20 protein-coding genes and 1 other RNA gene are annotated in these 23,762 nt (G+C 71.1%); 5 read left to right on the top strand and 16 right to left on the bottom strand.

Features of this window, described 5'->3' with window-relative positions:
• Positions 1-388: 388 nt before the first annotated feature.
• The 3 genes from GTY56_RS17935 to GTY56_RS17925 form a co-directional block, all read right to left on the bottom strand.
• On the bottom strand, positions 389-1,540 hold the full coding sequence (locus GTY56_RS17935; protein ID WP_161366372.1) for a uroporphyrinogen-III synthase: 1,152 nt from the start codon (positions 1,538-1,540) through the stop codon (positions 389-391).
• A gap of 117 nt (positions 1,541-1,657) precedes the next feature.
• Complete coding sequence (locus GTY56_RS17930) at positions 1,658-3,043, bottom strand: nitrate/nitrite transporter (protein WP_161366371.1); 1,386 nt, start codon at positions 3,041-3,043, stop codon at positions 1,658-1,660.
• Positions 3,044-3,223: 180 nt separating this feature from the next.
• Positions 3,224-4,108, bottom strand: a complete 885-nt coding sequence (locus tag GTY56_RS17925) for a hypothetical protein (protein ID WP_161366370.1) — start codon at positions 4,106-4,108, stop codon at positions 3,224-3,226.
• A gap of 208 nt (positions 4,109-4,316) precedes the next feature.
• Here GTY56_RS17925 and GTY56_RS17920 point away from each other — a divergent pair, with 208 nt between their 5' ends.
• Entirely contained in the window at positions 4,317-4,775 is a 459-nt protein-coding gene (locus GTY56_RS17920) for a hypothetical protein (RefSeq protein WP_346345510.1), read from the top strand.
• A gap of 164 nt (positions 4,776-4,939) precedes the next feature.
• Here the strand turns inward: GTY56_RS17920 and GTY56_RS17915 are convergent, their stop codons facing one another.
• The 6 genes from GTY56_RS17915 to GTY56_RS17890 all read right to left on the bottom strand — a co-directional run bounded on the left by GTY56_RS17915 (position 4,940) and on the right by GTY56_RS17890 (position 12,161).
• Complete coding sequence (locus tag GTY56_RS17915; protein ID WP_161366368.1) at positions 4,940-6,151, bottom strand: acyltransferase family protein; 1,212 nt, start codon at positions 6,149-6,151, stop codon at positions 4,940-4,942.
• Positions 6,148-8,340: a bifunctional polysaccharide deacetylase/glycosyltransferase family 2 protein gene (locus GTY56_RS17910; protein WP_161366367.1), complete on the bottom strand. Its 2,193-nt coding sequence runs from the start codon at positions 8,338-8,340 to the stop codon at positions 6,148-6,150. The genes GTY56_RS17915 and GTY56_RS17910 overlap by 4 nt, the downstream gene beginning before the upstream one ends.
• A 365-nt stretch (positions 8,341-8,705) precedes the next feature.
• Complete coding sequence (locus GTY56_RS17905) at positions 8,706-9,755, bottom strand: hypothetical protein (RefSeq protein ID WP_346345509.1); 1,050 nt, start codon at positions 9,753-9,755, stop codon at positions 8,706-8,708.
• 166 nt (positions 9,756-9,921) lie between these two features.
• Positions 9,922-10,887, bottom strand: a complete 966-nt coding sequence (locus GTY56_RS17900) for a LysR family transcriptional regulator (RefSeq protein ID WP_161366366.1) — start codon at positions 10,885-10,887, stop codon at positions 9,922-9,924.
• Between the two features lie 50 nt (positions 10,888-10,937).
• Positions 10,938-11,903 (bottom strand): hypothetical protein, encoded by a 966-nt coding sequence (locus GTY56_RS40625; protein ID WP_237524907.1) that lies wholly within the window; start codon positions 11,901-11,903, stop codon positions 10,938-10,940.
• A gap of 12 nt (positions 11,904-11,915) precedes the next feature.
• Positions 11,916-12,161: a hypothetical protein gene (locus tag GTY56_RS17890; protein ID WP_062927163.1), complete on the bottom strand. Its 246-nt coding sequence runs from the start codon at positions 12,159-12,161 to the stop codon at positions 11,916-11,918.
• A gap of 248 nt (positions 12,162-12,409) precedes the next feature.
• On the opposite strand from GTY56_RS17890, the gene GTY56_RS17885 reads away from it, so the two are divergent.
• The 3 genes from GTY56_RS17885 (at position 12,410) to GTY56_RS17875 (ending at position 16,950) form a co-directional block, all read left to right on the top strand.
• Positions 12,410-13,618 (top strand): MFS transporter, encoded by a 1,209-nt coding sequence (locus tag GTY56_RS17885; protein ID WP_161366365.1) that lies wholly within the window; start codon positions 12,410-12,412, stop codon positions 13,616-13,618.
• 75 nt (positions 13,619-13,693) lie between these two features.
• Positions 13,694-15,943, top strand: a complete 2,250-nt coding sequence (gene yicI, locus GTY56_RS17880) for an alpha-xylosidase (RefSeq protein WP_161366364.1) — start codon at positions 13,694-13,696, stop codon at positions 15,941-15,943.
• Positions 15,943-16,950 carry a LacI family DNA-binding transcriptional regulator gene (locus tag GTY56_RS17875; RefSeq protein ID WP_161366363.1) on the top strand — a complete coding sequence of 336 codons (1,008 nt, stop codon included), beginning with the start codon at positions 15,943-15,945 and terminating at the stop codon, positions 16,948-16,950. The genes yicI and GTY56_RS17875 overlap by 1 nt, the downstream gene beginning before the upstream one ends.
• Before the next feature lie 48 nt (positions 16,951-16,998).
• Here the strand turns inward: GTY56_RS17875 and ssrA are convergent.
• From ssrA to ftsE, 5 genes are all read right to left on the bottom strand, one after another.
• Positions 16,999-17,387: a transfer-messenger RNA gene (ssrA, locus tag GTY56_RS17870) on the bottom strand.
• 98 nt (positions 17,388-17,485) lie between these two features.
• Positions 17,486-17,968, bottom strand: coding sequence for an SsrA-binding protein SmpB (gene smpB, locus GTY56_RS17865; protein WP_033308214.1), 483 nt, complete (start codon positions 17,966-17,968; stop codon positions 17,486-17,488).
• A 46-nt stretch (positions 17,969-18,014) separates the two neighbouring features.
• Positions 18,015-19,184 (bottom strand): S41 family peptidase, encoded by a 1,170-nt coding sequence (locus tag GTY56_RS17860; protein ID WP_161366362.1) that lies wholly within the window; start codon positions 19,182-19,184, stop codon positions 18,015-18,017.
• Positions 19,185-19,252: 68 nt separating this feature from the next.
• Complete coding sequence (ftsX, locus tag GTY56_RS17855; RefSeq protein ID WP_161366361.1) at positions 19,253-20,170, bottom strand: permease-like cell division protein FtsX; 918 nt, start codon at positions 20,168-20,170, stop codon at positions 19,253-19,255.
• Positions 20,171-20,210: 40 nt separating this feature from the next.
• Positions 20,211-20,900, bottom strand: a complete 690-nt coding sequence (gene ftsE / locus GTY56_RS17850; protein ID WP_003990615.1) for a cell division ATP-binding protein FtsE — start codon at positions 20,898-20,900, stop codon at positions 20,211-20,213.
• 256 nt (positions 20,901-21,156) lie between these two features.
• On the opposite strand from ftsE, the gene GTY56_RS17845 reads away from it, so the two are divergent.
• Positions 21,157-21,348, top strand: a complete 192-nt coding sequence (locus GTY56_RS17845; RefSeq protein ID WP_062927170.1) for a hypothetical protein — start codon at positions 21,157-21,159, stop codon at positions 21,346-21,348.
• A gap of 120 nt (positions 21,349-21,468) precedes the next feature.
• Here GTY56_RS17845 and GTY56_RS17840 read toward each other — a convergent pair whose 3' ends face one another.
• Together GTY56_RS17840 and prfB are read right to left on the bottom strand one after the other, a co-directional pair.
• Positions 21,469-22,125: a hypothetical protein gene (locus tag GTY56_RS17840; protein ID WP_161366360.1), complete on the bottom strand. Its 657-nt coding sequence runs from the start codon at positions 22,123-22,125 to the stop codon at positions 21,469-21,471.
• Positions 22,126-22,414: 289 nt separating this feature from the next.
• The gene (gene prfB, locus GTY56_RS17835) at positions 22,415-23,518 is read right to left on the bottom strand and encodes a peptide chain release factor 2 (protein WP_161366359.1); all 1,104 of its coding nucleotides are present in this window, start codon (positions 23,516-23,518) and stop codon (positions 22,415-22,417) included.
• Positions 23,519-23,762: the final 244 nt, after the last annotated feature.

Raw genomic sequence — 23,762 nt, 5'->3', positions numbered from 1 at the left:
GCGCAAGGCGTCCCGCTCGGGCCGACGACCGGGGCCGACGCCACTCGCTCCGACGGCCGGCCTGGCACGAGGCATCCCGCCCGGGTCGGGCGAGAGGGCATACCGCCCCACGCTGCGACGGGCGACCGGGCCGAAATCGCCCCGCCCGGGCCGGGCGAGAGGGCTCAGGACATCCCGATCGGGCCGGGCCACCCGACACGGGCATCCTGCTCAGGCCGGGCGACCCGACACGGACATCCTGCTCAGGCCGGGCGACCCGACACGGACATCCTGCTCAGGCCGGGCGACCCGACACGGACATCCTGCTCAGGCCGGGCGACCCGACACGGACATCCTGCTCAGGCCGGCGGCCAGGTCTGGCGGATTTCGGCTCAACCCCCGGACGGGATCACGCGTCTGCGTACTTCGTTTCCGCGCTCGGGTCCAGGGCCAGGCGGTAGCCCCGTTTGACCACCGTCTGGATCAGCTTCGGGGTGCCGAGGGCCGTGCGGAGGCGGGCCATGGCCGTTTCGACCGCGTGCTCGTCGCGGCCGGAGCCGGGGAGGGCGCGCAGGAGGTCCGCGCGGGCCACGACCCAGCCGGGGCGCCGGGACAGTGCGCGCAGGAGGGACATGCCGGCGGGCGGGACCGGCTTGAGGTGGCCGTCAACCAGGACGGCGTGACCCCGGATCTCCACACGGTGCCCGGCGACGGGGAGGGAGCGGGCCCGCCCGGGGAGTTCCTGGCAGAGGAGCTGCACGAGGGGGCCGAGCCGGAAGCGCTCCGGCTGGATCGTGTCGATGCCGCGTGATTGCAGGGGCAGAGCGGTGACCGGGCCCACGCAGGCCGGCAGGACGTCATGGCCGAGCGCCGCCAGGACCTCGTCGAGCAGTCCGCGCTCCTCCGCCCGGGAGAGGAGGGAGGCCGCTGCCGGGGCGCTGGTGAAGGTGACCGCGTCCAGGGCCCGGCCGACCGTCGCGTCGAGCAGGCGGTCGACCGGGGCGATGTCCTCCGGCGGCATCCAGCGGTACACCGGCACCCCGACCACCTCGGCTCCGCCCTCCCGCAGCGCCTCCACGAACCCGGGCAGCGGCTCACCGTGCAGCTGGATGGCGATCCGCAGACCGTCGACGCCTTCCTCCAGCAGCCGGTCCAGCACCTCCGCCATGGACTCCGACGACGGCGACCACTCCTCCGTCAGCCCGGCGGCCCGGACCGCGCCCTTGACCTTGGGCCCGCGCGCCATGATCCGTACGCCACCCAGCCGGGCCAGCAGCTCCTCCCCCAGCCCCCAGCCGTCGGCGGCCTCGACCCAGCCCCGGAAGCCGATCGCGGTCGTGGCCACGACGATGTCCGGCACCTGCTCGATGATCTCCTTCGTCGCCGCCAGCAGTTCGCTGTCGTCGGCGAGGGGCACGATCCTGAGGGCAGGGGCGTGCAGGACGGCGGCACCGCGTCGCTGTAGCAGCGCGCCGAGCTCGTCGGCCCGGCGCGCGGCCGTCACACCCACGGTGAAACCCGCCAGGGGTCCATGGTCCGGTCGCTGTTCTTCCTCGTACATGGCTCTCGTCCCGCACTCGAGTCGTCGTACTGCGTGGGTACGGCGTACCTACATGCCGATCGAGCCTGTCAACGGCTCGTGACAGGCCCGGATCGGCTTGATGTCGCTGGTGTTACGTCACACCTCGGCGTAGCTGAGCTGCGGCTTCGCCTCCGAGGTCGTCGTGGTGACGGGTACCCGGGGAGCCGTACGGCGAAGGTATACGGCCCAGGTGACCACGAAGCAGACCGCGTAGAAGGCGAGGAAGGCGACGAACGCCCCGGTGCCGGAGCCGTAGGAGAGGAAGGACTGGCGGAAGGCGAGGTTGATGCCGACGCCGCCGAGCGCGCCCACCGCTCCGATCAGCCCCATGGAGGCGCCGGAGAGCCGCCGCCCGTACGCGGCCGCCTCCTCACCCTCCAGCCCCTTGGCCAGGGCCTTGTTCTGGAAGATGCCCGGGATCATCTTGAACGTCGAGCCGTTGCCGAGCCCGCTGAGCACGAACAGCACCACGAACGCCCCGGTGAACAGTGCCAGCGACTTCTCCATGGAGGCGCCGATCAGGACCGCCGTCGCGAGCCCCATGGCGACGTAGTTCCACAGGCTGATCTTCGCACCGCCGTACCGGTCGGCGAGCCAGCCGCCGAGCGGGCGGATCAGCGAGCCCAGCAACGGGCCGATGAAGGTGACGTACGCGGCCTCCAGCGGCGTGCGGCCGAACTGGTTCTGCAGGACCTGGCCGAAGGCGAAGCTGTAGCCGATGAAGGAGCCGAAGGTGCCGATGTAGAGGAGGGACATGATCCACGTGTGGGCGTCCCGGGCGGCGTCCTTGGCGGCACCGGTGTCGTTCTTGACGTTCTCCAGGTTGTCCATGAACAGCGCGGCCAGCACGGCGGCCACGACGATCAGCGGGATGTAGACGCCGAGCAGGACGCGCGGCCCGCCGCCGGCGCCGATGATCGCGAGCGCGGCCAGCTGGATCACCGGCACGCCGATGTTGCCGCCGCCCGCGTTCAGGCCGAGGGCCCAGCCCTTCTTCCGCAGTGGGAAGAAGGCGTTGATGTTGGTCATGGAGGAGGCGAAGTTGCCGCCGCCGACACCGGCGAGCAAGCCGACCAGCAGGAAGGTGGAGAAGGAGGTGCCCGGCTCCATCACGGTGAACGCGGCGACGGTCGGGATCAGCAGCATGCCGGCCGAGACGATCGTCCAGTTCCGCCCGCCGAAGACGGCGACGGCGAAGGTGTAGGGGACGCGGACCACGGCGCCGACCAGGGTGACCATCGAGGTCAGCATGAACTTGTCGGCCGGGGTGAGCCCGTACTCCGGGCCCATGAACAGCACCAGCACGGACCACAGGGTCCAGATCGAGAAACCGATGTGCTCCGACAGCACGGAGAAGAAGAGGTTCCGGCGGGCGACCTTCTCCCCGGTCTCCTGCCAGAACGTCTCGTTCTCCGGGTCCCAGTGCCGGATCCAGCGTCCGCCCTTGCTCGGGGGTGCGGGTGCTGTGCCAGGACCTGTCATGACGCCTCCACTGTGCTCCGGGCCGGTCGTACTTCGAGTGACTGGACCCGAAGGTAGGGAGGACGCGTTTCCTGTCTGTGGCACCGCGGGTGTCCGCGAGGGAACTTTGCTCTCACCCCCGGCTCGGGCGGGATGAGAGGTTCCGGCGGGTTTCGGAGACCCCTAGTACTGCGGGGGCTGTTAGTGCGGGCTCTGCTGCTGGGGGTGGGGCTGGTTGTACGGGCCCGGCTGCCCGTACAGGCCGGGGGGCTGTGTTCCGTAAGGGCCGGGGACGGGCTGACCGGCGTACGGGCCCGGCGCGGGCTGACCGGCGTACGGTGCCGGCCCGGGCTGACCGCCGTACGGTGCCGGCTGGGCGTACGGGCCCGGCGCGGGCTGACCGCCGTAGTGCCCCGGGGCGGGCTGCGCGTACGGCCCGGGCGCCTGCTGCCCGTACGGTCCGCCCGCGAACGGATTGCCCTGCCCGGGCAGCTGCGCCCCCGGGGGCACATATCGCGTCCGGCCGTTCTCGTCCGTCACCGGCAGGAAACCGGCCGCCTGCAACCGGGCCGCGAACTTGACGTTGCGCTTGCGCGTCATCACGAGGCCGATGCCGAAGACCGCCATGAGCAGGACCCACACGACACCGGCCGCGACGAAGTCGTCGGACTGGCCGCCGAAACGGAAGCCGAGGATCGCGCACCCCACCGTGACGCCCAAGGCCCCGTACCCCATGCGCTTCTCGGCGTGCTTGCCGGTGAGGTCGAAGTTGATGCGGGCCTTGAGGAGTTCGAACGCCTCCGGCGCGACGGGCGGCACGGAGACGCCGTCGGCCGCGTCGGGGTACTGCGCCCGGTTCTGCCCGGCCCGGGCCCGGGCCTGCGGGCCGGGGTCGGGCAGGAGCAGCATGGTGAGCGCACCGTTGCGCCCGCTGCTCTGGCGTACGTCGGCGTACTCGTACCCGAACTGCTGGGCGACGGAGGCCAGCCGGGCGAGCTTCTTCACGGACGCCATCGGGCTGGTGAGCTCGACGGGTTCGCCGCCCGCCATCAGCCGCAGCATCTTCTGCATCTGCCGCTTACTCATCCCCACCGCTCCCGCCGACCACCTTGTTCACAAGCGCAACCCGGGCAGTTTTCCACACCGGAAAGGCCGGGGCGAACGGGCCGGATATCCTCTGGCGGAACCGACAAGGGGAAAGGGAGAGTCCATGTCCGCTGAGTCGGGGGCCGGCCGGCCGAAGGCACCACTTCCACGGCGTTCCGTCGCCCGGAACGTCGCTTTCGGAGCGGGAGTGCTCCTTGTGCTGGCCACGGCGACGCTGGGCGCGTTCGCGGCCGTCGCCCTGCTGGGCCAGGCCGTCGACCCGGGTCCGTTGTCGAGCGTGGTGCCCGACGGGGGGCACAACGCCCTGGTCGTGGGAGGCATTGCGATCGGCGGGCTGACCGGGCTGATGCTGCCCATGCTCTTCTTCGGAATGGTGCGCGGGAACGAGAACACCCCCCGAGTGGGGCCCGCCTCCGCTGCCCGCAAGGTGCTGGCGGTGCTGGTCTTCGACGTCCTCCTGATGGTCGTGTCGTTCCTCGTCGCCCAGCTCGGGTGGCTCCTCCCGGCTCAGATCACCACGGTCGTCGCCGTCTTCGCCATCGGGTTCAGCTGGATGCCGCTGGCGATGGTGCCGTGGGAGCGGTTCGGCCTGGGTGACGGGTTCGGGAAGCTCCGCGGCCCGTCAGCGTCACACCAGGCGCAGTGAGTCCGCCAGTTCACCGGCGACCTTGATCGACCCGAAGACCGGTGCGCGTGTCCCGGTCGGCTGTGATGCCGGAGTTCGTCTCACTGTCGTTCTCTCACCCGCGACCCGAACGGACCCCTCGTCGGGGGCTGCTCACCGGCCACCCCCGTCGATGCCGGCTCAGCTTAGCTGCCGGGTGCCGCCCGTCTCCGCCCCCCGCGCGCCCTCACCCCCGGCTCCCTCGTCGGCCACAACCGTGGCTTCTGCTTCGCCGCCAGGTCCTCCGCCCAGCCGAAGGCCAGGACGCAGCAGCCGATGAGGATCCAGACCAGGAGGAGTACCGGCCAGACGCTCTCCAGCAGGCCGGGCACGTTCTGTTCCAGCAGGGGGAAGCCCCACAGGCGGTCCCACAGGGTCGCGGCGATCAGGATGCAGGTGTTGTGCCACAGGTAGATGGTCACGGCCCGGGAGTTGAGCAGGGTGATCGTCCCGGCGAAGGGGCGCAGCCGGCGCGGCCACTCCGTCCAGGAGGGGCTGAGGTGCAGCAGCAGGAACACCGTGCCGAAGGACCACAGGGCCTGGGCCAGCGGCATGCTGTCCAGGTCGTTCCCGGTGCCGAAGTCGTGGTGCAGGGCGTACCAGAAGCCGGCCAGGGCGATGAGGGGGGCGACGGACGGCACGATGTAGCGCGGCAGCCGGCCGAGGATGCCCTCCTGGTGGGCCATGCCGAGGATCCAGCAGGCGCCGAAGGTGGAGAAGTCCGTGAGCGCCGAGGGGATCCGCTCGCCGGGCAGTGCGAGCCAGCCCTGCTCGAAGGCGGCGGCCAGGGCGATCGGCGCGAGGATGGTGACGACCGGCAGGGCGCGCAGGGCCTTCAGCAGCAGCGGGGACAGCAGGACGTACCAGAGGTAGGCGCGGATGTACCACAGCGGGCCCGCGAGGTCCGCGGCCCAGTTCTCGCCGATGAAGCCGTGGATGCCGGGCAGGCCCTCCGCGTACGGCGGGTCGCTGAGCGGCACGATCCAGAAGGTGAGGTGGAGCAGCCACCAGCCGGGGTGCCCGTCCGCGTCCGGGCCCCACCCTTGCAGGACCATGCCGGTGACGCCGACGACGCCCAGCAGCCACAGCGGGGGCAGCAGCCTGCGCATCCGGCCGCGGATCACCTGCACGGCCGGCCGCTTCAGCGAGCGGGCCATGAGACTCCCGGCGAGCGCGAACATCACGCCCATGGACGGGAAGAGCAGCGGCAGCCAGGCCCAGCCCGTCAGGTGGTACAGCACGACGCGGAACAGCGCGAGGGCCCGCAGCAGGTCGAAGTACCGGTCACGGCCGGGCTTCTCGGAAGGGGTCCGCTCCGGAGGGGCGGCCTCGGCAGCGGTGGTCACCTGGGTGGTCATCCGACCGGCCTCTTCTCCGTCACCGGCTGGGGCGTGCCGGTTCCGGCCCCGGGCAGGCCCACCGCGCCCGTGCGCCGCAGCTTCTGCCAGCGCAGCCGGCCGCCGGTGAGGGCGGTGATCCAGGACTGGAGCAGGACGACGTACATCAGCTGGCGGTAGAGGAGCTGCTGGAGCGGGAGGGAGATCAGGTGGGTCATGCGTTCCTTGTCCAGGTGGAACGCGTAGGCCGCGCACACGCCCTGCACCGCGAGGACGCCCAGCCAGGCGCCGATGGTCTTCTCGGTGGGGCCGAACACCAGCCCGTACAGCAGGAACACGTCGATCAGGGGGGCCAGCAGCGGTGCCACGACCATGAACATGGACACGAGCGGCATGCCGACCCGGCCGAAACGGCCCGAGGGTCCCCGTTCGAAGACGGACCGGCGGTGCTTCCAGATGGCCTGCATGGTGCCGTACGACCAGCGGTAGCGCTGGGACCACAGCTGCTGGACGGATTCCGGGGCCTCGGTCCAGGCCACGGCCTTCTCGGCGTACACCACGTGCCAGCCGTCGCGGTGCATGGCCATGGTGATGTCGGTGTCCTCGGCGAGCGTGTCGTCGCTCATGCCCCCGACGCGTTCCAGTGCGCTGCGCCGGAACGCCCCGACCGCGCCGGGGATGGTGGGCATGCAGCGCAGCACGTCGTACATGCGGCGGTCGAGGTTGAAGCCCATCACGTACTCGATGTGCTGCCACGCGCCGATGAGCGAGTCCCGGTTGCCGACCTTGGCGTTGCCCGCGACGGCGCCGACGCGCGGGTCGCCGAAGGGCTGGACGAGTTCGCGGACGGTGGTCGGTTCGAAGACGGTGTCGCCGTCCATCATCACGATCAGGTCGTACTTGGCGTTCGCGATGCCCCGGTTGAGGGCGGCGGGCTTGCCGGCGTTGAGCTGGCGGACGACGCGTACGCCGGGCAGGCCCAGGTTCTCGACGATGCGGGCGGTGCCGTCGCTGGAGCCGTCGTCGATGACCAGCACCTCGATGGGGTGGTCGCTGGCGACCAGCGAACGGACCGTCTGCTCGATGCACTTGGCCTCGTTGTAGGCGGGCACGAGGACGGACACCGGTTCCGTGACGGGTTCGCCCCAGCTGAACCCGCGGCGCCGGACCCGGCGGGCGTGCGCCACGGAGAGGATCAGCATCAGCCCGAGACGCCCGAAGACCAGCACACCGACGACGGCGAGGCCGGCGACGAGAACCCCGGTCACCTGCTCGGAGGCCTGCACCAGGAAGACCCACGCCTCGCCCTTCAGCGACTCCAGCCCGGCGACGCGGGTGTGCGCGCTCGGTGCGTCCAGGGCGCCGGTGAGGGTGTGGAAGCGGTAGCCCTTGTCCTGCAGCCCCGAGATGTACGTGTCGAGCGCGGCCACGGTCTGGGAGCGGTCACCGCCGGAGTCGTGCATCAGCACGATGGCGCCCTTGCCGTCCTTCGGCGTGGCATTGCTGATGATCTTCTTGACCCCGGGCCGGCGCCAGTCCTCGCTGTCGGTGTTGTTGACGACGCTGATGTAGCCCTTGCTGCCGATGTACTCGGCGACCGGCCAGGTGTTGTTGTCCATGTTGTGGGCGAACGACGAGTAGGGCGGGCGGAACAGCGAGGTGCGGATACCCGCCGCCCCGGCCAGCGCGAGCTGGTTCTGGGACAGCTCCCAGTCGACGCGGCTCTTGGTCTGCAGCGACAGGTCCGGGTGGTTGAAGGTGTGCAGGCCGATCTCGTGGCCCTCGTCGACCATGCGCTGGACGAGGTCCGGGTGGCGGGAGGCCATGGTGCCGGTGATGAAGAAGACGGCCCGGGCGTCGTGCTTCTTCAGGACGTCGAGGACCTTGGGCGTCCACATCGGGTCCGGGCCGTCGTCGAAGGTCAGGACCAGTTCGCCGTCCGGGAGGTCCAGAGCGGTGGGCTTCCCGTTGCGGGTGTCGATGACGGGCCCGCCCTTCAGGATGTCCTTCGGGACGCGGTCGTTCGCCGCGGGCGGGCCGACGCGGTGGTCGGCGAGGATCTCGCTGTGCACGTAGCCGCGCAGCATGAGCATCGCGCCGAGCGCGACGAGCACGAACAGGGGCAGCAGCAGACGCATGGGCAGGCGCCGGCGCCTGAAGCCGCCACGGCCTCGCGACGCGGGCCCGGAACGGCGGGTAGGGGATGCCATGGGTGGTGGTACTCCGGGGTGGTGCGGGATGGGGTGGTACGGGGACGGGGCGGGCGGACGGTGCGGTGGGTCGGGCCCGGCCGGCCGGGGACGTCTCGGTTGCGCGGGATGGTGCGCATTCGACGGCGTCCTGAGGTCCCGCTGCGGGAGCGGGACGGGTGGGTTGAGCGAGTTGAGCGGGTTGAGCGGGTTGAGCCGGTGATCGCGGGGTGCGCCGCTCCGCTCCGGAGAGTCCGGGGTTCCTCCCGCCGACCTGGACCGGTGCCGCAGCAGCGCCCGGCCGGAAGAAGGGTGGAACGGCGCCCGGCCGGAATGCCGGTGGAGCGGCGCCCGGCGGCGGGCGCCGCTTTCGCGGACGCGGACGGCTAGGCGGCGGCCGGTGTCTCCGCGACGGGCTGCGGCTCAGCAGGCCCCTCGGCGACGGGCTGCGGCTCGGCCGGCCCCTCGGCGACGGTGCCGCCGTCGCCGCCGGCGCCCGTCGTCTCGGTGGGCGTTGCCGTGGGCTCGGCCGTCGGGGTCGGGTCGATGGCCGGCGTGCTCGGCGGGTCCGCCGGTTTGGTGGGGGCCGGGGCGGTGGCCTTGCCGCCCGGTGCCGGGACGGTCCGGGTCGCGCTCGGCGTGGGCTCGGCGGATGCGCCGGAGCGGCCGGTGCCGGCGGTGGTACCGGGTACGGCGGCACTGAGGCCGGGCCCCGGAGCGGTGGGCCGGCCGGTCGCCGGCGTGCTGCCCGGCGCGGTGGCGCCGGTGCCGGTACCGGTGCCGGTGCCGGTGGTGGGTGCCGACTCGGCGGGCAGCGACGGGGTGTCGACCTGCCCGGCCGGCGGGCTGTCGTCCTTGGCCGGTACGGGCAGCCAGGGGGCGTTGGAGTTGCCCGACAGCAGCGTGGCGACGATGACGACGGCGTAGGCCCCGCAGGCCAGGGCGACGGCCATGCCGATCCGGCGGTAGCGGCGGCTGCGGCGGCCGGACTCGTCGACGAAGACGGGCCGGTCGGCGGCGGCCTCGGCGCCCGGTCCCTCCTTGACCTGCCGCAGGAAGCCGTCCCCGAGCTGCACGGCGTCGAGCTGGACGGTGACCTCGTGCGGATCGTGGGTCTGCCCGTCGGCGTCGGGGGCGTCGGGGGCGTCCCCCGACGGTTCGGCTCCGGCGTCCTCCTGCTCCTGCCAGGGGTCGCGGACCGAGGTCCCGTTCCCCGGCTGCGGGGTGAGCGCGTCGGCCTCGCCCTCGCTCTGGCGGGGAATGCCGCGCAGTATCTCCGTCCCGGCGGGCAGCCGGTGGCCGGCTGCCCGGACGTCACGGTCGGGGAAGACCTGAGTGGCTCTCCCGTCCCGGCCTCCGCCGTCCGACGGGAGTTCCCCGGTAGCCATGGCGGCCTCGGGCCACTCGGGTTGGGCGTCTTCTCGCCACTGTTTCACGCGCACGCACTTCCCCCCACGGGATGGTTCAGGTGCGCTTGCCGACCTGAGCACCCGCCGTCGGATCGGGCCCCCACCCGTCCGAGCGCCCCCTCTTACCACACCGTGCTCAGGCGTCGAATGTAGCGCACGCGCAGGTTCGGTGTGGGTGCCGTGTCGAATCGTGTCAACCGTGAGACGCCATGAGGACATCGTCTCCGGCAGGCAACCAGGCCCCCTCGGGCCTGCGCAACCAGCCCGTTTCCGCAGCCAGCCGGGCCGCCGCACGGCGCAGTGCGTCGAACGCGGGATGGGTCAGGCCCTTGCGCCACACCAGCGAGACGGGGGACAGCGGAACCGGGTCGACCAGGGGCCGCACCACCATCGACGGGAGCCCCGGGAACTCCACGACGGCCAGGACCGGATTGCGCGTTCTGGCCATGAGCCGCTGGAACTCCTCTTCCCCGACGGCCAGGGGCGCGGGTGGCGCGATGTCGATCCCCCGTCCCTCGAACAGCAGCCGTGCCAGTCCGGTCCACTCCGGTGTACGGGGGTTGCCGGCGCCCGCGTAGACGCTCTCGCCGGCCAGCTCGGCGAGCGGCACGGCGTCCCACGCGGCCAGCCGGTGATCGTCCGGCAACACGACCGCCATCGGCTCCAGCCGCACGGGCTGGTGGTCGAGCCCGGACCGCAGCGCCGGGTCCAGCCCGGCGAACCGTCCGAACGACGCGTCCAGCCGGCCGGCGAGCAGTTCTCCGGCGGCGCCGGTCAGGCCGCTCTCGTAGCGGGCCATGAGTTCGTGGCGGGGGGCGAGTTCACGCGCCTCGTGCAGTACCCGGCGCGGTGTGACCAGGCCCGGGGAGTTGAGGTCGACCAGCAGCGGCCGGGCCTGGTCGAAGGCGGCGAGCAGCTCGTCCTGCGCCTGGAGCACCCGGCGGGCGTACGGCAGCAGCCGCTCCCCGTCGGGGGTGAGCGTCACCTGCCGGGTGGTCCGCACGAACAGCTCGGCGCCGAGTTCCCGCTCCAGTCGCCGCACGTCCCGGCTGAGCGCCTGCTGCGCCACGTGCAGGCGCATCGCGGCACGCGTGAAGTGCAGTTCCTCGGCGACGGCGACGAAGCCGCGCAGCAGACGGTGATCGAGGTGCCCGGACATGCGGCGAACCTACAGCGGCCGGGGGAGGGAGGTGCGCGGCCCTCTCGGTCTCAGGGACCGGTGCCCTGCGGGGATGTCCCGGCCCCGCCCGCCCGAGCGTCCGGGTCCTTCGGGCCCTCCCCGTTCCTCCGGCCGTCCGCACCCGCATCCGGCGGAGCCTGTCCCACCCGGTGCCGGGGCACCGACCGCATCGGCGGCCTGGTCAGGGTGATCTGGCGGACGACCTGCTGGAAGCAGGCCAGGGCGGCGAGGCCGGGCAGCGCGGCCGCCGCGGTACCGAGGACCGTCCGGGGCGCCTGGACGACGCACAGCAGCACGGCGATGGAGGAGAAGACCAGGACCACGCACCAGGAGTGCACGGCACGGCGCTGGTGCAGCGCGGCGCGCAGGACGGACAGGGAGCCCACCAGCCAGGGTCCGTACACCAGCAGCGGCCACCAGGTGCGCAGGCCCCTCGCCGCGGGGGACACGGCGACCAGCCGCAGGGGGTCGTAGGCGACGATGCCGCTCAGGAGGCTCACCGCGGAGGCGATGACGGCCGCCAGGGCGGCGACGAGGAAGCTGGTGGTGCGGAGCAAGCCGTCGGCTCTGCGGGCCCGGACCTTGCGGTGCCGCCGGGGAACCTCCCGTACGGGAGGCAGTTCCTCGGTGATGTCCTGGAGCCGCCGCATATGGGTGCCCGGGGCGGCGGCCGGTTCCGGCTCCGCCGCGGGGACCGGGTCCTCGTCACGCGGCGCGGGAATCCTCGTCGCCTGAGCCGCCTGAGCCGCCTGAGCTGCCTGAGCTGCCTGAGCTGCCTGGGCCAGTTGAGCCGCCTGAGCCAGTTGAGCCGCTTGGGCCTTCTGAGCAGCCTGATTCGCCTGAGCCGCCTGAGCCGCCTGCTGCCCCAGCGCCTCCTCCAGGATGAAGGCCAGTTCCTCGGCGGGGTCCCAGGTCGGGTCCGGTGGTGTGAGGGGAGTGATGAAATCCCGGGCCGGAGCCCGATGCCGGCCGGTGCCCTCTACTTTGTCGTACATGGCGGGACCCGACTATTCCGCGAGTGCGAAAGCGGGCCAATCCGTGGCACTGATCCACCGTCGGGCAAGATCCTTTTCCAGCGCGCTCATACGGTCGATGAAATCGCGCAGAACCGGCTCGGTCACCTGTAGCGCGACCGGGCAACCCCCTTTGGTGAGCGTCCCGTTGACGGTCGCCGACGAGTGCGCTGGAGCGGGAATGTAGGTATACGGGCCGAGCGTTACCGCCCAGCCGTCTTTCCTGGTCGCCTCGGTCATGTACCGACTAACCGCCACCCCACATCGGCGGATGCGCGGCAAACGAGTGAAGGATTTTCCCCAATGAGCATCTTTTCCATGCGCCATGAGGAACATGAGGAATCTCCATATCCCTGTATGAAGAACAGGGAGCGAACGTTTTCCGCCATGCCCTTCCGGCCGCCCGTCGCGGATTCACAGCCCAGGTGCGTGAATGCGCACGGAACAGGTGTTGGACCGCTTGATCGTCCCCGGGCGACGGTGGACGCATGCCGCAACTCTCCCCGTACCGCCGCCTGTTCCGCCTGCCGGGCACCCGCGCGTTCACCGCCGGGAACCTCATCGCCCGGCTGCCGATGGGCATGTTCAGCGTGAGCGCGGTCGTGATGATCGCCGGGAGCCGGGGTTCGTACGCCCTCGCCGGTGCCGTCACGGCGACGGGGCTCGCGGTGACCGCCCTGGTCGCACCGTGGATCGCCCGGCTCGTCGACCGGCACGGCCAGGCCCGGGTCGCCCTGCCCGCCACCGTGATCGCCGTCCTCGGCTCGCTGTCCTTGCTGCTGTGCGTCCGTCACGACGCCCCGGACTGGACCCTGTTCGCCTCCTACGCCGCCACCGCCACCACCCCGAACACCGGCGGCATGTCCCGGGCCCGCTGGGCACATCTGCTGGCCGGCGACCCGAAGGCGCTGCACACCGCCAACTCCTTCGAGCAGGCGGCGGACGAACTGTGCTTCATGCTGGGCCCGGTGCTCGCGGCCTTCCTGTGCGGGGCGTTCTTCCCCGAGGCGGGCACGCTCGTGGGCGCGGTGCTGCTGCTGACCGGCATGGTCCTGTTCACGACCCGGCGCGCGACGGAGCCCCCGGTGCGCGCGCACCTGCCCGGCAAGGCGCCCCTGCGCGCCCCCGGCATCCCCCCGCTGCTCGCGGTCTGCCTGGCGATGGGTGCCGTCTTCGGTGCGACGGAGATCGTCACGCTGGCGTTCGCCGACGCGCAGGGGCGGCAGCCGGCGGCCGGTGTCGTGCTCGCGCTCCAGGCCGCGGGCTCCTGCGGGGCGGGCCTGCTGTACGGCGCCGTGAAGCCCGCCGGTCCGGCCGCGGCGCGGCTGCCCCGCTGCGTGGCGGCGATGGCCGCGCTGCTGACCCTGCCACTGCTGGCCGCGGCCGTGACCGGTTCGCTGCTCGCCCTGGCGGTGGCCCTGCTGGTCGCCGGGATGGCGACAGCCCCGACGATGGTCACCACCATGACGCTGGTCCAGGAGCGCACCCCCGAGGGCCGGCTGAACGAGGGCATGACCCTCGCCGTGACGGGGCTCCTCGGCGGCATCGCCTGCGGCAGCGCGATCGGCGGCTGGACGGTCGAGCACCTCTCGCCGACGGCGGGTTACGTGGTCCCGGTGACGGCGGCGTGCGTGGCCCTCGCGTTGTCCCTGCCCTTGGTTTCGAATCGCTTCACCATTCTCTCTACGCCCCATTGACGCCCTCAGGTCCCCCGCATACGTTCATTCGTCGAAGCGCTTCGACGTCATGCGCCGGGAGAATAGGGACCCCACATGAAGTTCACCGACGGCTACTGGCTCCTGCGCGAGGGCGTCACCGCGGCCTACCCGGCCGAGGTCCTCGACGTCACCGAGTCGGACGGCGCCCTGGAGATCCACGCGCCGACCCGGCCCGTCCGCTCGCGCGGCGACCTGATGACCGGCCCGGTCCTCACGGTCAAGGTGCACACCCCCATGCCCGGGGTCATCGGCCTGACCCTGACGCACTTCACCGGCGGCGAGTCCCACGGCCCCGCGTTCGAGCTCACGGCGTCGGACACCACCGCGGAGATCGTGTACGACGACGAGCACGCGACCCTGACCTCCGGCGACCTGTCGGTCCGGCTGGCCCGGGGCGGGCCGTGGCACGTCGAGTTCCTCGCGCACGGCCGTACGCTCACCCGCAGCGGCCACCGGAACGCGGGCATCATGACGGACGCCTCCGGCGCACACCACCTGCGCGAGCAACTGGTCCTGGGTGTCGGCACGTCCGTCTACGGCCTCGGTGAGCGCTTCGGCCCGCTGGTGAAGAACGGTCAGGTCGTCGACATCTGGCAGGCCGACGGCGGCACGTGCAGCGAACAGGCCTACAAGAACGTGCCCTTCTTCCTGACGGACGCGGGGTACGGCGTCTTCGTCGACCACCCGGGCAAGGTGTCCTTCGAGGTCGCCTCGGAGGTGGTCTCCCGGGTGCAGTTCAGCGCGGAGACGCAGGAGCTGACGTACTACGTCGTCCACGGCCCCACCCCGAAGGACATCCTGCGCAGGTACACGGCCCTGACCGGCCGCCCGGCCCTGCCGCCCGCCTGGTCGTTCGGCCTGTGGCTGTCGACGTCCTTCACCACCTCGTACGACGAGGAGACGGTGACGTCCTTCATCGACGGCATGAGGGAGCGTGAACTGCCGCTGTCCGTCTTCCACTTCGACTGTTTCTGGATGCGCGAGTACAACTGGTGCGACTTCCGGTGGGATTCCCGCGTCTTCCCCGACCCGGAGGGCATGCTGGCCCGGCTGAAGGCCCGTGACCTGCGGGTCTCCGTCTGGATCAATCCGTACATCGCCCAGCGCTCCCCGCTGTTCGCCGAGGGCAAGGCGCTCGGGCACCTGCTGAGGCGGCCGGACGGCAGCGTCTGGCAGTGGGACATGTGGCAGCCCGGCATGGCCCTGGTCGACTTCACCTCCCCGGCCGCCCGCGACTGGTACGCCGGCAAGCTGGAGGCGCTGCTCGGGCAGGGCATCGACTGCTTCAAGACCGACTTCGGCGAACGGGTGCCGCTCGACGTCGTCTGGTCCGACGGTTCGGACCCGGAGCGGATGCACAACTACTACACGTACCTGTACAACCGCACGGTCTTCGAGGTGCTGCGCAAGCACCGGGGCGAGCAGGAGGCCGTCCTGTTCGCACGGTCGGCGACGGCGGGGAGCCAGCAGTTCCCCGTGCACTGGGGCGGCGACTGCGAGGCGACGTACGAGTCGATGGCGGAGTCGCTGCGGGGCGGCCTGTCGCTGGGCCTGTCGGGCTTCGGCTTCTGGAGCCACGACATCGGCGGCTTCGAGGGCACCCCGACCCCGGCCCTGTTCAAGCGCTGGCTGGCCTTCGGGCTGCTCTCCTCGCACAGCCGCCTGCACGGCAGCAGCTCCTACCGGGTCCCCTGGCAGTTCGACGAGGAGTCGGTGGACGTGGCCCGCCACTTCATCCGGCTGAAGCTCCGCCTCATGCCCTACCTGTACGAGACGGCCCGCGCGGCCCACACCGAGGGCCTGCCCATGATGCGGGCCATGGTGCTGGAGTTCCCGGACGACCCGGGGTGCGCGCACCTGGAACGGCAGTACATGCTCGGCCCGGACCTGCTGGTCGCCCCGGTGTTCAGCGACGAGGGCGACGTCACGTACTACGTGCCCGAGGGCACCTGGACGCACTTCGCGACCGGCGAGACGGTGACCGGCCCGCGCTGGGTGCGCGAACGCCACGGCTTCCTGAGCGCGCCGCTGCTGGTGCGGCCCGGTGCGGTGATCCCGGTCGGCGCACGGGACGACCGGCCGGACTACGACCACGCCGACGGGGTGACGCTGCGGGCGTACGGCCTGCGGCCCGGCGACGAGGTGACGGTGCCGGTCGGGGATGTGACCTTCACGGTCGCCCGCGAGGGAAACACCCTGCACGCGACGTGCGGCGCCCCGGCGGCAGCCTGGAGCCTGGCGGCCGGCGACCGCGAGGTCCAGGCCCCGCCCGGCACGGGGCGGATCGCGCTGGAGCTCGGCTGATGGTCAGGATCACGGACGTGGCACGACGGGCCGGGGTCTCCCCCAGCACCGTCTCCTATGCGCTGAGCGGCAAACGCCCGATCTCCGACGCGACCCGGCGGCGTGTCGATGCGGCCGTCCGCGACCTGGGCTACCGCCCTCACAGGGGTGCCCGCGGCCCGGCAGGCGGCCGGCAGAACGTCCTGGCCCTGGCGGCACCGCTCCGCCCCGGCGTGCACACGCCGGTGGTGATGCGGCTGGCGGTGTCGGTGGTGACGACGGCCCGCGCGCACGACCACGACGTCCTGCTCCTCACCCAGGAGGAGGCCGAGGAGGGCCTGAACCGCGCCCTGGGCACGGCGTCGGTGGCCGGGCTGCTGCTGACGGACGTCGAACTCGACGACCCCCGCCTCCCCCGGCTCCGTTTCCTGGACAGCCCGTCGGTCCTGATCGGCGTCCCGGCGGACCCGCGCGGCCTGACCTGCGTTGATCTCGACTTTCGGGCGGCGGGCGAGGCTTGTGTGAACCACCTGGCGGGACTGGGTCACCGCACGGCCGCCCTGATCGGCTCACCCCCGGAGGTCTACCTCCGCAGAACGGCCTACGCCCACCACCTCATGCAGGGCTTCACCACGGCAGCCGCCCGGCACGGCCTCACCACGTCCGTCCACCCGGGCGACCCCGACCCCGCCACGGCCCCCCGGCTCGCGGAACGGCTGCTCCGCGAGCATCCCGCCCTCACCGCCGTGGTCATTCACAACGAACCTCTCCTGGCCCCCCTGGTCACCGCCTTCGAGGACCTCGGCCTGCGGGTTCCCGCCGACCTCTCCGTCACCGCGGTCTGCCCCGACGACCTGGCGACGACGCCGCGCGTCCCGGTCACATCGGTGACCCTGCCGCCCGAGAAGCTGGGAGCGTGCGCGGTGGAACTCCTGATACAGAAGCTGCACGGCACCCCCGTACCGGAGACGACACTGCTGCCGCCCCGGCTGACGGAAAGGGCGAGCACGTCACGGCAGACGGCATGACAAAGGCCCCGCCGCAGATGAGCGGCGGGGCCTTTGCCCACATGGGATGAGTGGAGATGGCGGGAATCGAACCCGCGTCCAACGGTGCAGAACCAGGGCTTCTCCGTGTGCAGTTCGCTGCGATTTTCTCGGCCCCGGCGATCACGCGAACAAGTCGCCGACGGGCCCAGTCACTGTTTGATTTCCCATCGAACCCCGTGACCGGGCTCGATGGTTTAGTTCCCTAGCTTATGCCAGGATCCGGGTCGGGAACACTCCCGGGCTGACACCCATTTAGGGTCCTTCAGTCACTGCTTATCAGGCAGCGAGGGCGAAGGACTGGGAATCGCGCTTGGTATTGGCGATTATTTTTTGCGACATATGGTTTACGAGATCATTGCCGCTTCCTCGACACGCTTCCCCTGCCTCGACAGCCGCTGTCGAAACCGATCATCCCCATGTTGTGTTGACAACCCCCTCCGGAGAGGGGCGCGCACCCGCTGTGGGGTGCAGGCACCATCGTACGTGACCAACGCGGGTCGGTGCCAGCGTATTCCTACGCCCCGCGCTGCCTCCGCTTCACCGCCGCGATCGCGCGGTCGGTCTCCCGGCGGTCCTGCTTCTCCCGCAGCGCCTGACGCTTGTCGTACTCCTTCTTGCCCTTCGCCAGCGCGATCTCGACCTTGGCCCGGCCGTCCTTGAAGTACAGCGCGAGCGGCACGATGGTGTGGCCCGTCTCCCCCGACTTCGACTCCAGCTTGTCAATCTCGGCGCGGTGCAGCAGCAGCTTCCGCTTGCGCCGGGCGCTGTGGTTGGTCCACGTGCCCTGGCTGTACTCCGGCACGTGCACGTTGTGCAGCCACGCCTCGTTCCCGTCGAGCTGCACGAAGCCGTCGACCAGCGACGCCCGTCCCTGGCGCAGGGACTTCACCTCGGTCCCGGTGAGGACCAGGCCGGCCTCGTAGGTGTCGATGACGAGGTAGTCGTGCCGCGCCTTCTTGTTCTGCGCGATCAGCTTGCGCCCTTTTTCCTTAGCCATAGTGCCGACCATTTTCGCACTACGGAGGGGCCCTGCGGAAAGTCGATTACGAGGAGCTCGCGAGACCGCGCAGTACGGACCGGGCCCGGGGGAGGGCGTCCTCGCCGGTCTCCAGGTCGGGCGTGATGCCCCGGCCGTCGACCCCGCGGCCGGAGGGAGTGCGGTAGTGCCCGACGGTCAGCTCCGCGACGGAGCCGTCGGGCAGCCTGCTCGGCATCTGGACCGAGCCCTTGCCGAAGGTGCGGGAGCCCACCACGAGCGCCCGCCCGCGGTCCTGTACGGCGCCGGTGAGGAGCTCGGCCGCGCTCATCGTCCCGCCGTCGACGAGCGCGACCAGGGGTCTCGTGGTGTCCCCGCCGGGCTCGGCGTGCAGGGCGCGCTGCTCGCCGTCGACGTCGTACGTGGCGACGAGGCCGCCGTCGAGGAAGGCGGAGGCGGCGGTCACGGCCTCGCCGACCAGGCCCCCGGGGTTGCCGCGCAGGTCGAGGACGATTCCGGCGCCGGGCGGGGACTGCCGTACGGCTTCGCGGACCCGATGGCCGGAGTCCTTGGTGAAGGTGGCGACCTTGATCACGGTCACCCGGCCGTCGAGTTCCCGGACGGTCACCGAGTCCGTGGGCAGCTGGGCCCGCCGCAGGGTTTCGGTCCACGCGCGCTCGCCGCGTTCCAGGCCGAGGCGGACGGCGGTGCCGGCGGGGGCGTCGGTGGCGTCCCCGCGCAGTAAGGAGACGACCTCCGTGACGGGCCGGCCGTCGGTCTTCTCGCCGTCGACGCTGCGCAGCAGGTCTCCGGGGCGGATCCCGGCGGTGGCGGCGGGCGAACCGGCGCGCACCCTCGTCACCTCGATACGGCCGTCCCGCTCGCTGCGGGCCCACAGGCCGACGCCGGTGTACTGGCCGTCGAGGGACTCCGCGAACTCCTCGTACTCGCCCCGGGAGTAGACGGCGGCCCAGCGGTCGCCGCTGCGGCTGACGGCGCGCTTCGCGGCCTGGACCGGGGACTTGCCGTCGGCCATGGCCTCCTCGGCGGCCCGGACGACGTCCGCGTGCCGCCCGGTCGGACCGACCGAACGGGCCTCGTCCGGGGCGGACTTCGCCTGGCTCTGCGGCAACGCCCCCGTGACCGCACCGGTGACGAGCACGCTCGCGAACACCAACGTCAGGGCGGCCCCGCGACGGATGCGACGGGGCTGACAGAACGGGTCACGACCTGACATGCCGGTGAGTCTAGGACAAGCGGAAGGGCCGTACGGTCGGTTGACCGCACGGCCCCTCTTGGTATGCGTCACACCTTCAAGTACTTGCGCAGCGCGAAGAACGCGGCCAACGCGGGCATCAGAAGGCTCGTCGCGAGAATGAGCGGGAGCTTGGTGAGGACGGCGTCCCAGCCGATGAAGTTGATCAGTGTCAGCTGGTCGGCCAGGGCGAGTCCGTGGTCGATGAGGAAGTACCGGGCGAGCACCAGGAAGCCGCACGCGAGGGTGCCGCCGATGAGCCCGGCGACCGCGGCCTCCATGATGAACGGCGCCTGGATGTAGAAGCCGGAGGCACCGACCAGCCGCATGATGCCCGTCTCACGCCGGCGGCTGAACGCGGAGACGCGCACGGTGTTGACGATCAGCATCAGCGCGACGACCAGCATGAGCGCCATCACCGCGCGGGCGGCCCAGTTCATGCCGTTCAGCAGCTTGAAGAGGTTGTCCAGGATGCCCTTCTGGTCCTGCACGGACTGCACGCCGTCCCGGCCGTTGAAGGCGGTGGCGATGACCTGGTACTTCTCCGGGTCCTTCAGCTTGATGCGGTACGACTCCTGCATCTGGTCCGGCGTGAGGGAGCTGGCGAGCGGGGAGTCGCCGAACTGCTCCTTGTAGTGCTTGTACGCCTGGTCCTGCGTCTCGTACGTGACGGCCTGGACGACGTCCATCTTGTCGAGGTCGGCCTTGATCTGCTTCTTCTGGTCGTCGGTCACCGCACCCTTGGCGCAGTTGGGGTCGGACTCGGCGTCGCTCTTGTTGCAGAGGAAGATCGAGACGTTGACCTTGTCGTACCAGTAGCCCTTCATGGTGTTGACCTGGTCGCTCATCAGGAGCGACCCGCCGAACAGGGCGAGCGACAGGGCGACGGAGACGACGACGGCGAAGGTCATCGTCAGGTTGCGGCGGAGACCGACACCGATCTCCGACAGGACGAACTGGGCGCGCATGGCGACTGGTTATGCCTTTCCGTGGATCTCGGGTGCGGTATCAGTGCTGGTAGCCGTAGACACCGCGGGCCTGGTCGCGGACGAGGCGGCCCTTCTCCAGTTCGATGACGCGCTTGCGCATCTGGTCCACGATGTTCTGGTCGTGCGTGGCCATCACCACGGTCGTGCCCGTCCGGTTGATGCGGTCGAGCAGCTTCATGATGCCGACGGAGGTCTGCGGGTCGAGGTTGCCGGTGGGCTCGTCGGCGATGAGCAGCTTGGGCCGGTTGACGAAGGCCCGCGCGATGGCGACGCGCTGCTGTTCACCACCGGACAGCTCGCCGGGCATCCGGTCCTCCTTGCCGCCGAGCCCGACGAGGTCGAGCACCTGGGGCACGGACTTGCGGATCTCGCCGCGGGACTTGCCGATGACCTCCTGCGCGAAGGCGACGTTCTCACCGACCGTCTTGTTCGGCAGCAGCCGGAAGTCCTGGAACACCGTCCCCAGCTGGCGCCGCATCTGCGGCACCTTCCAGTTGGAGAGGCGCGCGAGGTCCTTGCCCAGAACGTGCACCTGTCCGTGGCTGCACCGCTCCTCGCGGAGGATCAGCCGCAGGAAGGTGGACTTTCCGGAGCCGGAGGACCCCACGAGGAAGACGAACTCGCCCTTCTCGACCTCCAGGGAGACATCCCTGAGGGCGGGGCGGGTCTGCTTGGGGTAGACCTTGGAGACATTGTCGAATCGGATCACGGATGCACCACGGGTCGCCGGGGGTAGATGAGCGTGACCATACGCGACCCGGGTGGGGCATCGCAGTCACCGACCGTGGTTGCGCCATGGATGTGCCGTTTTGTGCCGAGCCCGCAGGGGCGCGGGGAGACGGTGCGGGCAACCACAGAAAACGCGCAGCCGCGCGACGGCCGCCGGAACCTGGCAAAGTGGAGGGGGAACATTCCCACCCCCACGGACGTTGGACACGTGGAACCGGCGCAAGGAGGGCAAGCGCATGACGTACGACCGGCTGGTGTGCGCGAACTGCGCGTCCCCCGTGAACGAGGGCCGCTGCCCCGTGTGCCGCGCGAACCGTGAGCGGATGCAGCAGGAGAACTTCCTGGCGGGCATGAACCCGATGGCTCTGATCGCACTGCTGACGGTGCTGATCGCCGCGGTGGCCCTGCTGGCGCACCAGACCGCGTAAGGCGGTACGCAGCCCCCCGGACAGGGCCGAGGGCCCGGAGCGTTTCGCTCCGGGCCCTCGGTGGTGTCGCTGTGTGTACGGTCCGTACGGTCCGTACGGTCCGTACGGCTGCGGCTACCGTCAGGCGGCAGCCCCGCCGCGACCGCCCACGAGGCGCGGCAGCAGACGGAAGCCGACACCGCCGGCGATCATCGTGGCGGCGCCGATCACCAGGAAGGTGGTCTGCGCGGCGCCCGTCTCGGCGAGCTCCTGGCCGTTGCCCTGGGCCTGCGGGGCCGGGGTGGAGTCCGAGCCGATCTCGGTGAGGGCGGAGGAGCCCTCCTCCTGCGGGGAGGTGCCACCGTCGGGGTCGGCGTTGTTGCCGTCGCCGACGCTGCCACCGTTGCCGTTGCCGTTGCCGCCGCCGTTGCCGCCGCCGTTGCCGTTCCCGTTGCCCGGGTCGGACGGGACGTCGGTCGGGTCCTCGGTGGGCTCGGTGGGCTCGGTGGGCTCGGTCGGCTCCTCGGTGGGCTCCTCGGTCGACGGCGGGTCCGTCGGGAGATCCGTCGGCGGGTCCGTCGGGAGGTCCGTGGGCGGGTCCGTCGGGAGCTCGGTCGGCGGGTCCGTAGGGTCGCCGTCGCCGGCGCTCACGCCGACACCGACACCGGTGTCGCCGAGGCCGACGCTCACGCCCAGGTCGAGAGCGGATGCCGCACCGGCGGCGGTCAGCGAGGCACCGGCGGCGATCACGGCACCGGCCGCTATCCGCGCGACACGGATCCGCGTCTTCTTCGTCATGTGGTTGCTACCCCCAGTAGCTCATCGTCATTAGGCAGCGCTCGGGGCTGTGCTCGACGGGGACAACTGCGGTGGAAGGCGCCCCGGTTCACATGCGCCCCAGAGACACGCATGCCGCGCTTCACCCTTCCCATTTTTCAAGAACACGTCAAGGCCGTTTGCGGCCGCCATGTCCAACTACGGGGGCTATGCCGGGAGTCTGAGGGCGTGAGTGTGATGTAAAACCCGGACATGGGGTACGGAAAAGGCAACTGCCGCCCTGGTGGCGGCAGTTGCCTTATCGACAAACTTACTTCTCCTGCTGCTTGCGCCAGCGAATTCCGGCCTCGATGAAACCGTCGATCTCGCCGTTGAACACCGCCTCGGGGTTGCCGACCTCGAACTCGGTGCGCAGGTCCTTGACCATCTGGTACGGGTGCAGGACGTAGGAACGCATCTGGTTGCCCCAGGAGCTGCCGCCGTCCTTGAGGGCGTCCATCTTGGCCCGCTCCTCCTGGCGCTGCCGCTCCAGCAGCTTCGCCTGGAGCACGTTCATGGCCGTCGCCTTGTTCTGGATCTGCGAGCGCTCGTTCTGGCAGGAGACGACGATGCCGGTGGGGATGTGGGTGAGGCGCACCGCGGAGTCGGTGGTGTTGACGCCCTGGCCGCCGGGGCCGGACGAGCGGTACACGTCCACGCGCAGTTCGGACTCGTCGATCTCGATGTGGTCGGTCTGCTCGACCACGGGCAGGATCTCGACGCCCGCGAAGGACGTCTGCCGCCGGCCCTGGTTGTCGAAGGGCGAGATGCGCACGAGCCGGTGCGTGCCCTGCTCGACGGAGAGCGTGCCGTACGCGTAGGGCGCCTGGACGGCGAACGTGGTCGACTTGATGCCGGCCTCTTCCGCGTACGACGTCTCGTAGATCTCGGTCTTGTAGCCGCGCTGCTCGGCCCAGCGCAGGTACATGCGCTGGAGCTTCTCGGCGAAGTCGGCGGCGTCGACGCCACCGGCCTCGGCGCGGATGTTCACCAGGGCCTCGCGGGAGTCGTACTCGCCGGAGAGGAGGGTGCGGACCTCCATCTCGTCCAGCGCCTTCTTCACGGCGGTGAGCTCGGACTCGGCCTCGGCACGGGTGTCCGGGTCGTCCTCCTCCTCGGCCATCTCGAAGAGGACGCCCAGGTCGTCGATGCGACCGCGCAGGGCCTCGGCCTTGCGCACCTCGGCCTGGAGGTGGGACAGCTTGCTGGTGATCTTCTGCGCCTCATCGGGGTTGTCCCAGAGGGACGGCGCGGCCGCCTGCTCCTCGAGCACGGCGATGTCTGCCCTCATCTTGTCGAGGTCCAGAACGGCCTCGATCGACTCCATGGTCGAGGAGAGGGACTTGAGCTCTTCGGATACGTCGACGACTGCCACGCCCTCCAGCGTAACGGCTCCGCCCGGCGGCCATGCCCGGGCGGCCGGACCACGAGCGCCGAAGCGCCTCGGCGGATCCCCATAACGGGGGCGAGACGCCCCCGCGTCCTGCGACGGCCTGCGGCAGGCCGTGGGCCCGACGGCGCACCGGCTGCGCGCCGCGGGAACCGGCCGACAGGTGGCCCGGCCACCGAACCGGCCTACGCGCTGCGTGCCCACGGCGCCGGGCCGGCCGGGTGCCGTC

It is taken from the genome of Streptomyces sp. SID5643, from assembly GCF_009872555.1.
In the GTDB taxonomy this organism is placed as follows: Bacteria; Actinomycetota; Actinomycetes; order Streptomycetales; family Streptomycetaceae; genus Streptomyces; species Streptomyces iakyrus.
The sequence above is the reverse complement of the archived record's forward strand: the minus strand, read 5'-3'. Positions and strand labels throughout refer to the sequence as shown.

What these genes read in the sequence shown, in the direction of transcription:
- GTY56_RS17935 (WP_161366372.1), bottom strand. Translation starts at nt 1,540, where the DNA reads ATGTACGAGGAAGAACAGCGACCGGACCATGGACCCCTGGCGGGTTTC.
- GTY56_RS17930 (WP_161366371.1), bottom strand. Translation starts at nt 3,043, where the DNA reads ATGACAGGTCCTGGCACAGCACCCGCACCCCCGAGCAAGGGCGGACGC.
- GTY56_RS17925 (WP_161366370.1), bottom strand. Translation starts at nt 4,108, where the DNA reads ATGAGTAAGCGGCAGATGCAGAAGATGCTGCGGCTGATGGCGGGCGGC.
- GTY56_RS17915 (WP_161366368.1), bottom strand. Translation starts at nt 6,151, where the DNA reads ATGACCACCCAGGTGACCACCGCTGCCGAGGCCGCCCCTCCGGAGCGG.
- GTY56_RS17910 (WP_161366367.1), bottom strand. Translation starts at nt 8,340, where the DNA reads ATGGCATCCCCTACCCGCCGTTCCGGGCCCGCGTCGCGAGGCCGTGGC.
- GTY56_RS17900 (WP_161366366.1), bottom strand. Translation starts at nt 10,887, where the DNA reads ATGTCCGGGCACCTCGATCACCGTCTGCTGCGCGGCTTCGTCGCCGTC.
- GTY56_RS40625 (WP_237524907.1), bottom strand. Translation starts at nt 11,903, where the DNA reads ATGTACGACAAAGTAGAGGGCACCGGCCGGCATCGGGCTCCGGCCCGG.
- GTY56_RS17890 (WP_062927163.1), bottom strand. Translation starts at nt 12,161, where the DNA reads ATGACCGAGGCGACCAGGAAAGACGGCTGGGCGGTAACGCTCGGCCCG.
- GTY56_RS17885 (WP_161366365.1), top strand. Translation starts at nt 12,410, where the DNA reads ATGCCGCAACTCTCCCCGTACCGCCGCCTGTTCCGCCTGCCGGGCACC.
- yicI (WP_161366364.1), top strand. Translation starts at nt 13,694, where the DNA reads ATGAAGTTCACCGACGGCTACTGGCTCCTGCGCGAGGGCGTCACCGCG.
- GTY56_RS17875 (WP_161366363.1), top strand. Translation starts at nt 15,943, where the DNA reads ATGGTCAGGATCACGGACGTGGCACGACGGGCCGGGGTCTCCCCCAGC.
- smpB (WP_033308214.1), bottom strand. Translation starts at nt 17,968, where the DNA reads ATGGCTAAGGAAAAAGGGCGCAAGCTGATCGCGCAGAACAAGAAGGCG.
- GTY56_RS17860 (WP_161366362.1), bottom strand. Translation starts at nt 19,184, where the DNA reads ATGTCAGGTCGTGACCCGTTCTGTCAGCCCCGTCGCATCCGTCGCGGG.
- ftsX (WP_161366361.1), bottom strand. Translation starts at nt 20,170, where the DNA reads ATGCGCGCCCAGTTCGTCCTGTCGGAGATCGGTGTCGGTCTCCGCCGC.
- GTY56_RS17845 (WP_062927170.1), top strand. Translation starts at nt 21,157, where the DNA reads ATGACGTACGACCGGCTGGTGTGCGCGAACTGCGCGTCCCCCGTGAAC.
- GTY56_RS17840 (WP_161366360.1), bottom strand. Translation starts at nt 22,125, where the DNA reads ATGACGAAGAAGACGCGGATCCGTGTCGCGCGGATAGCGGCCGGTGCC.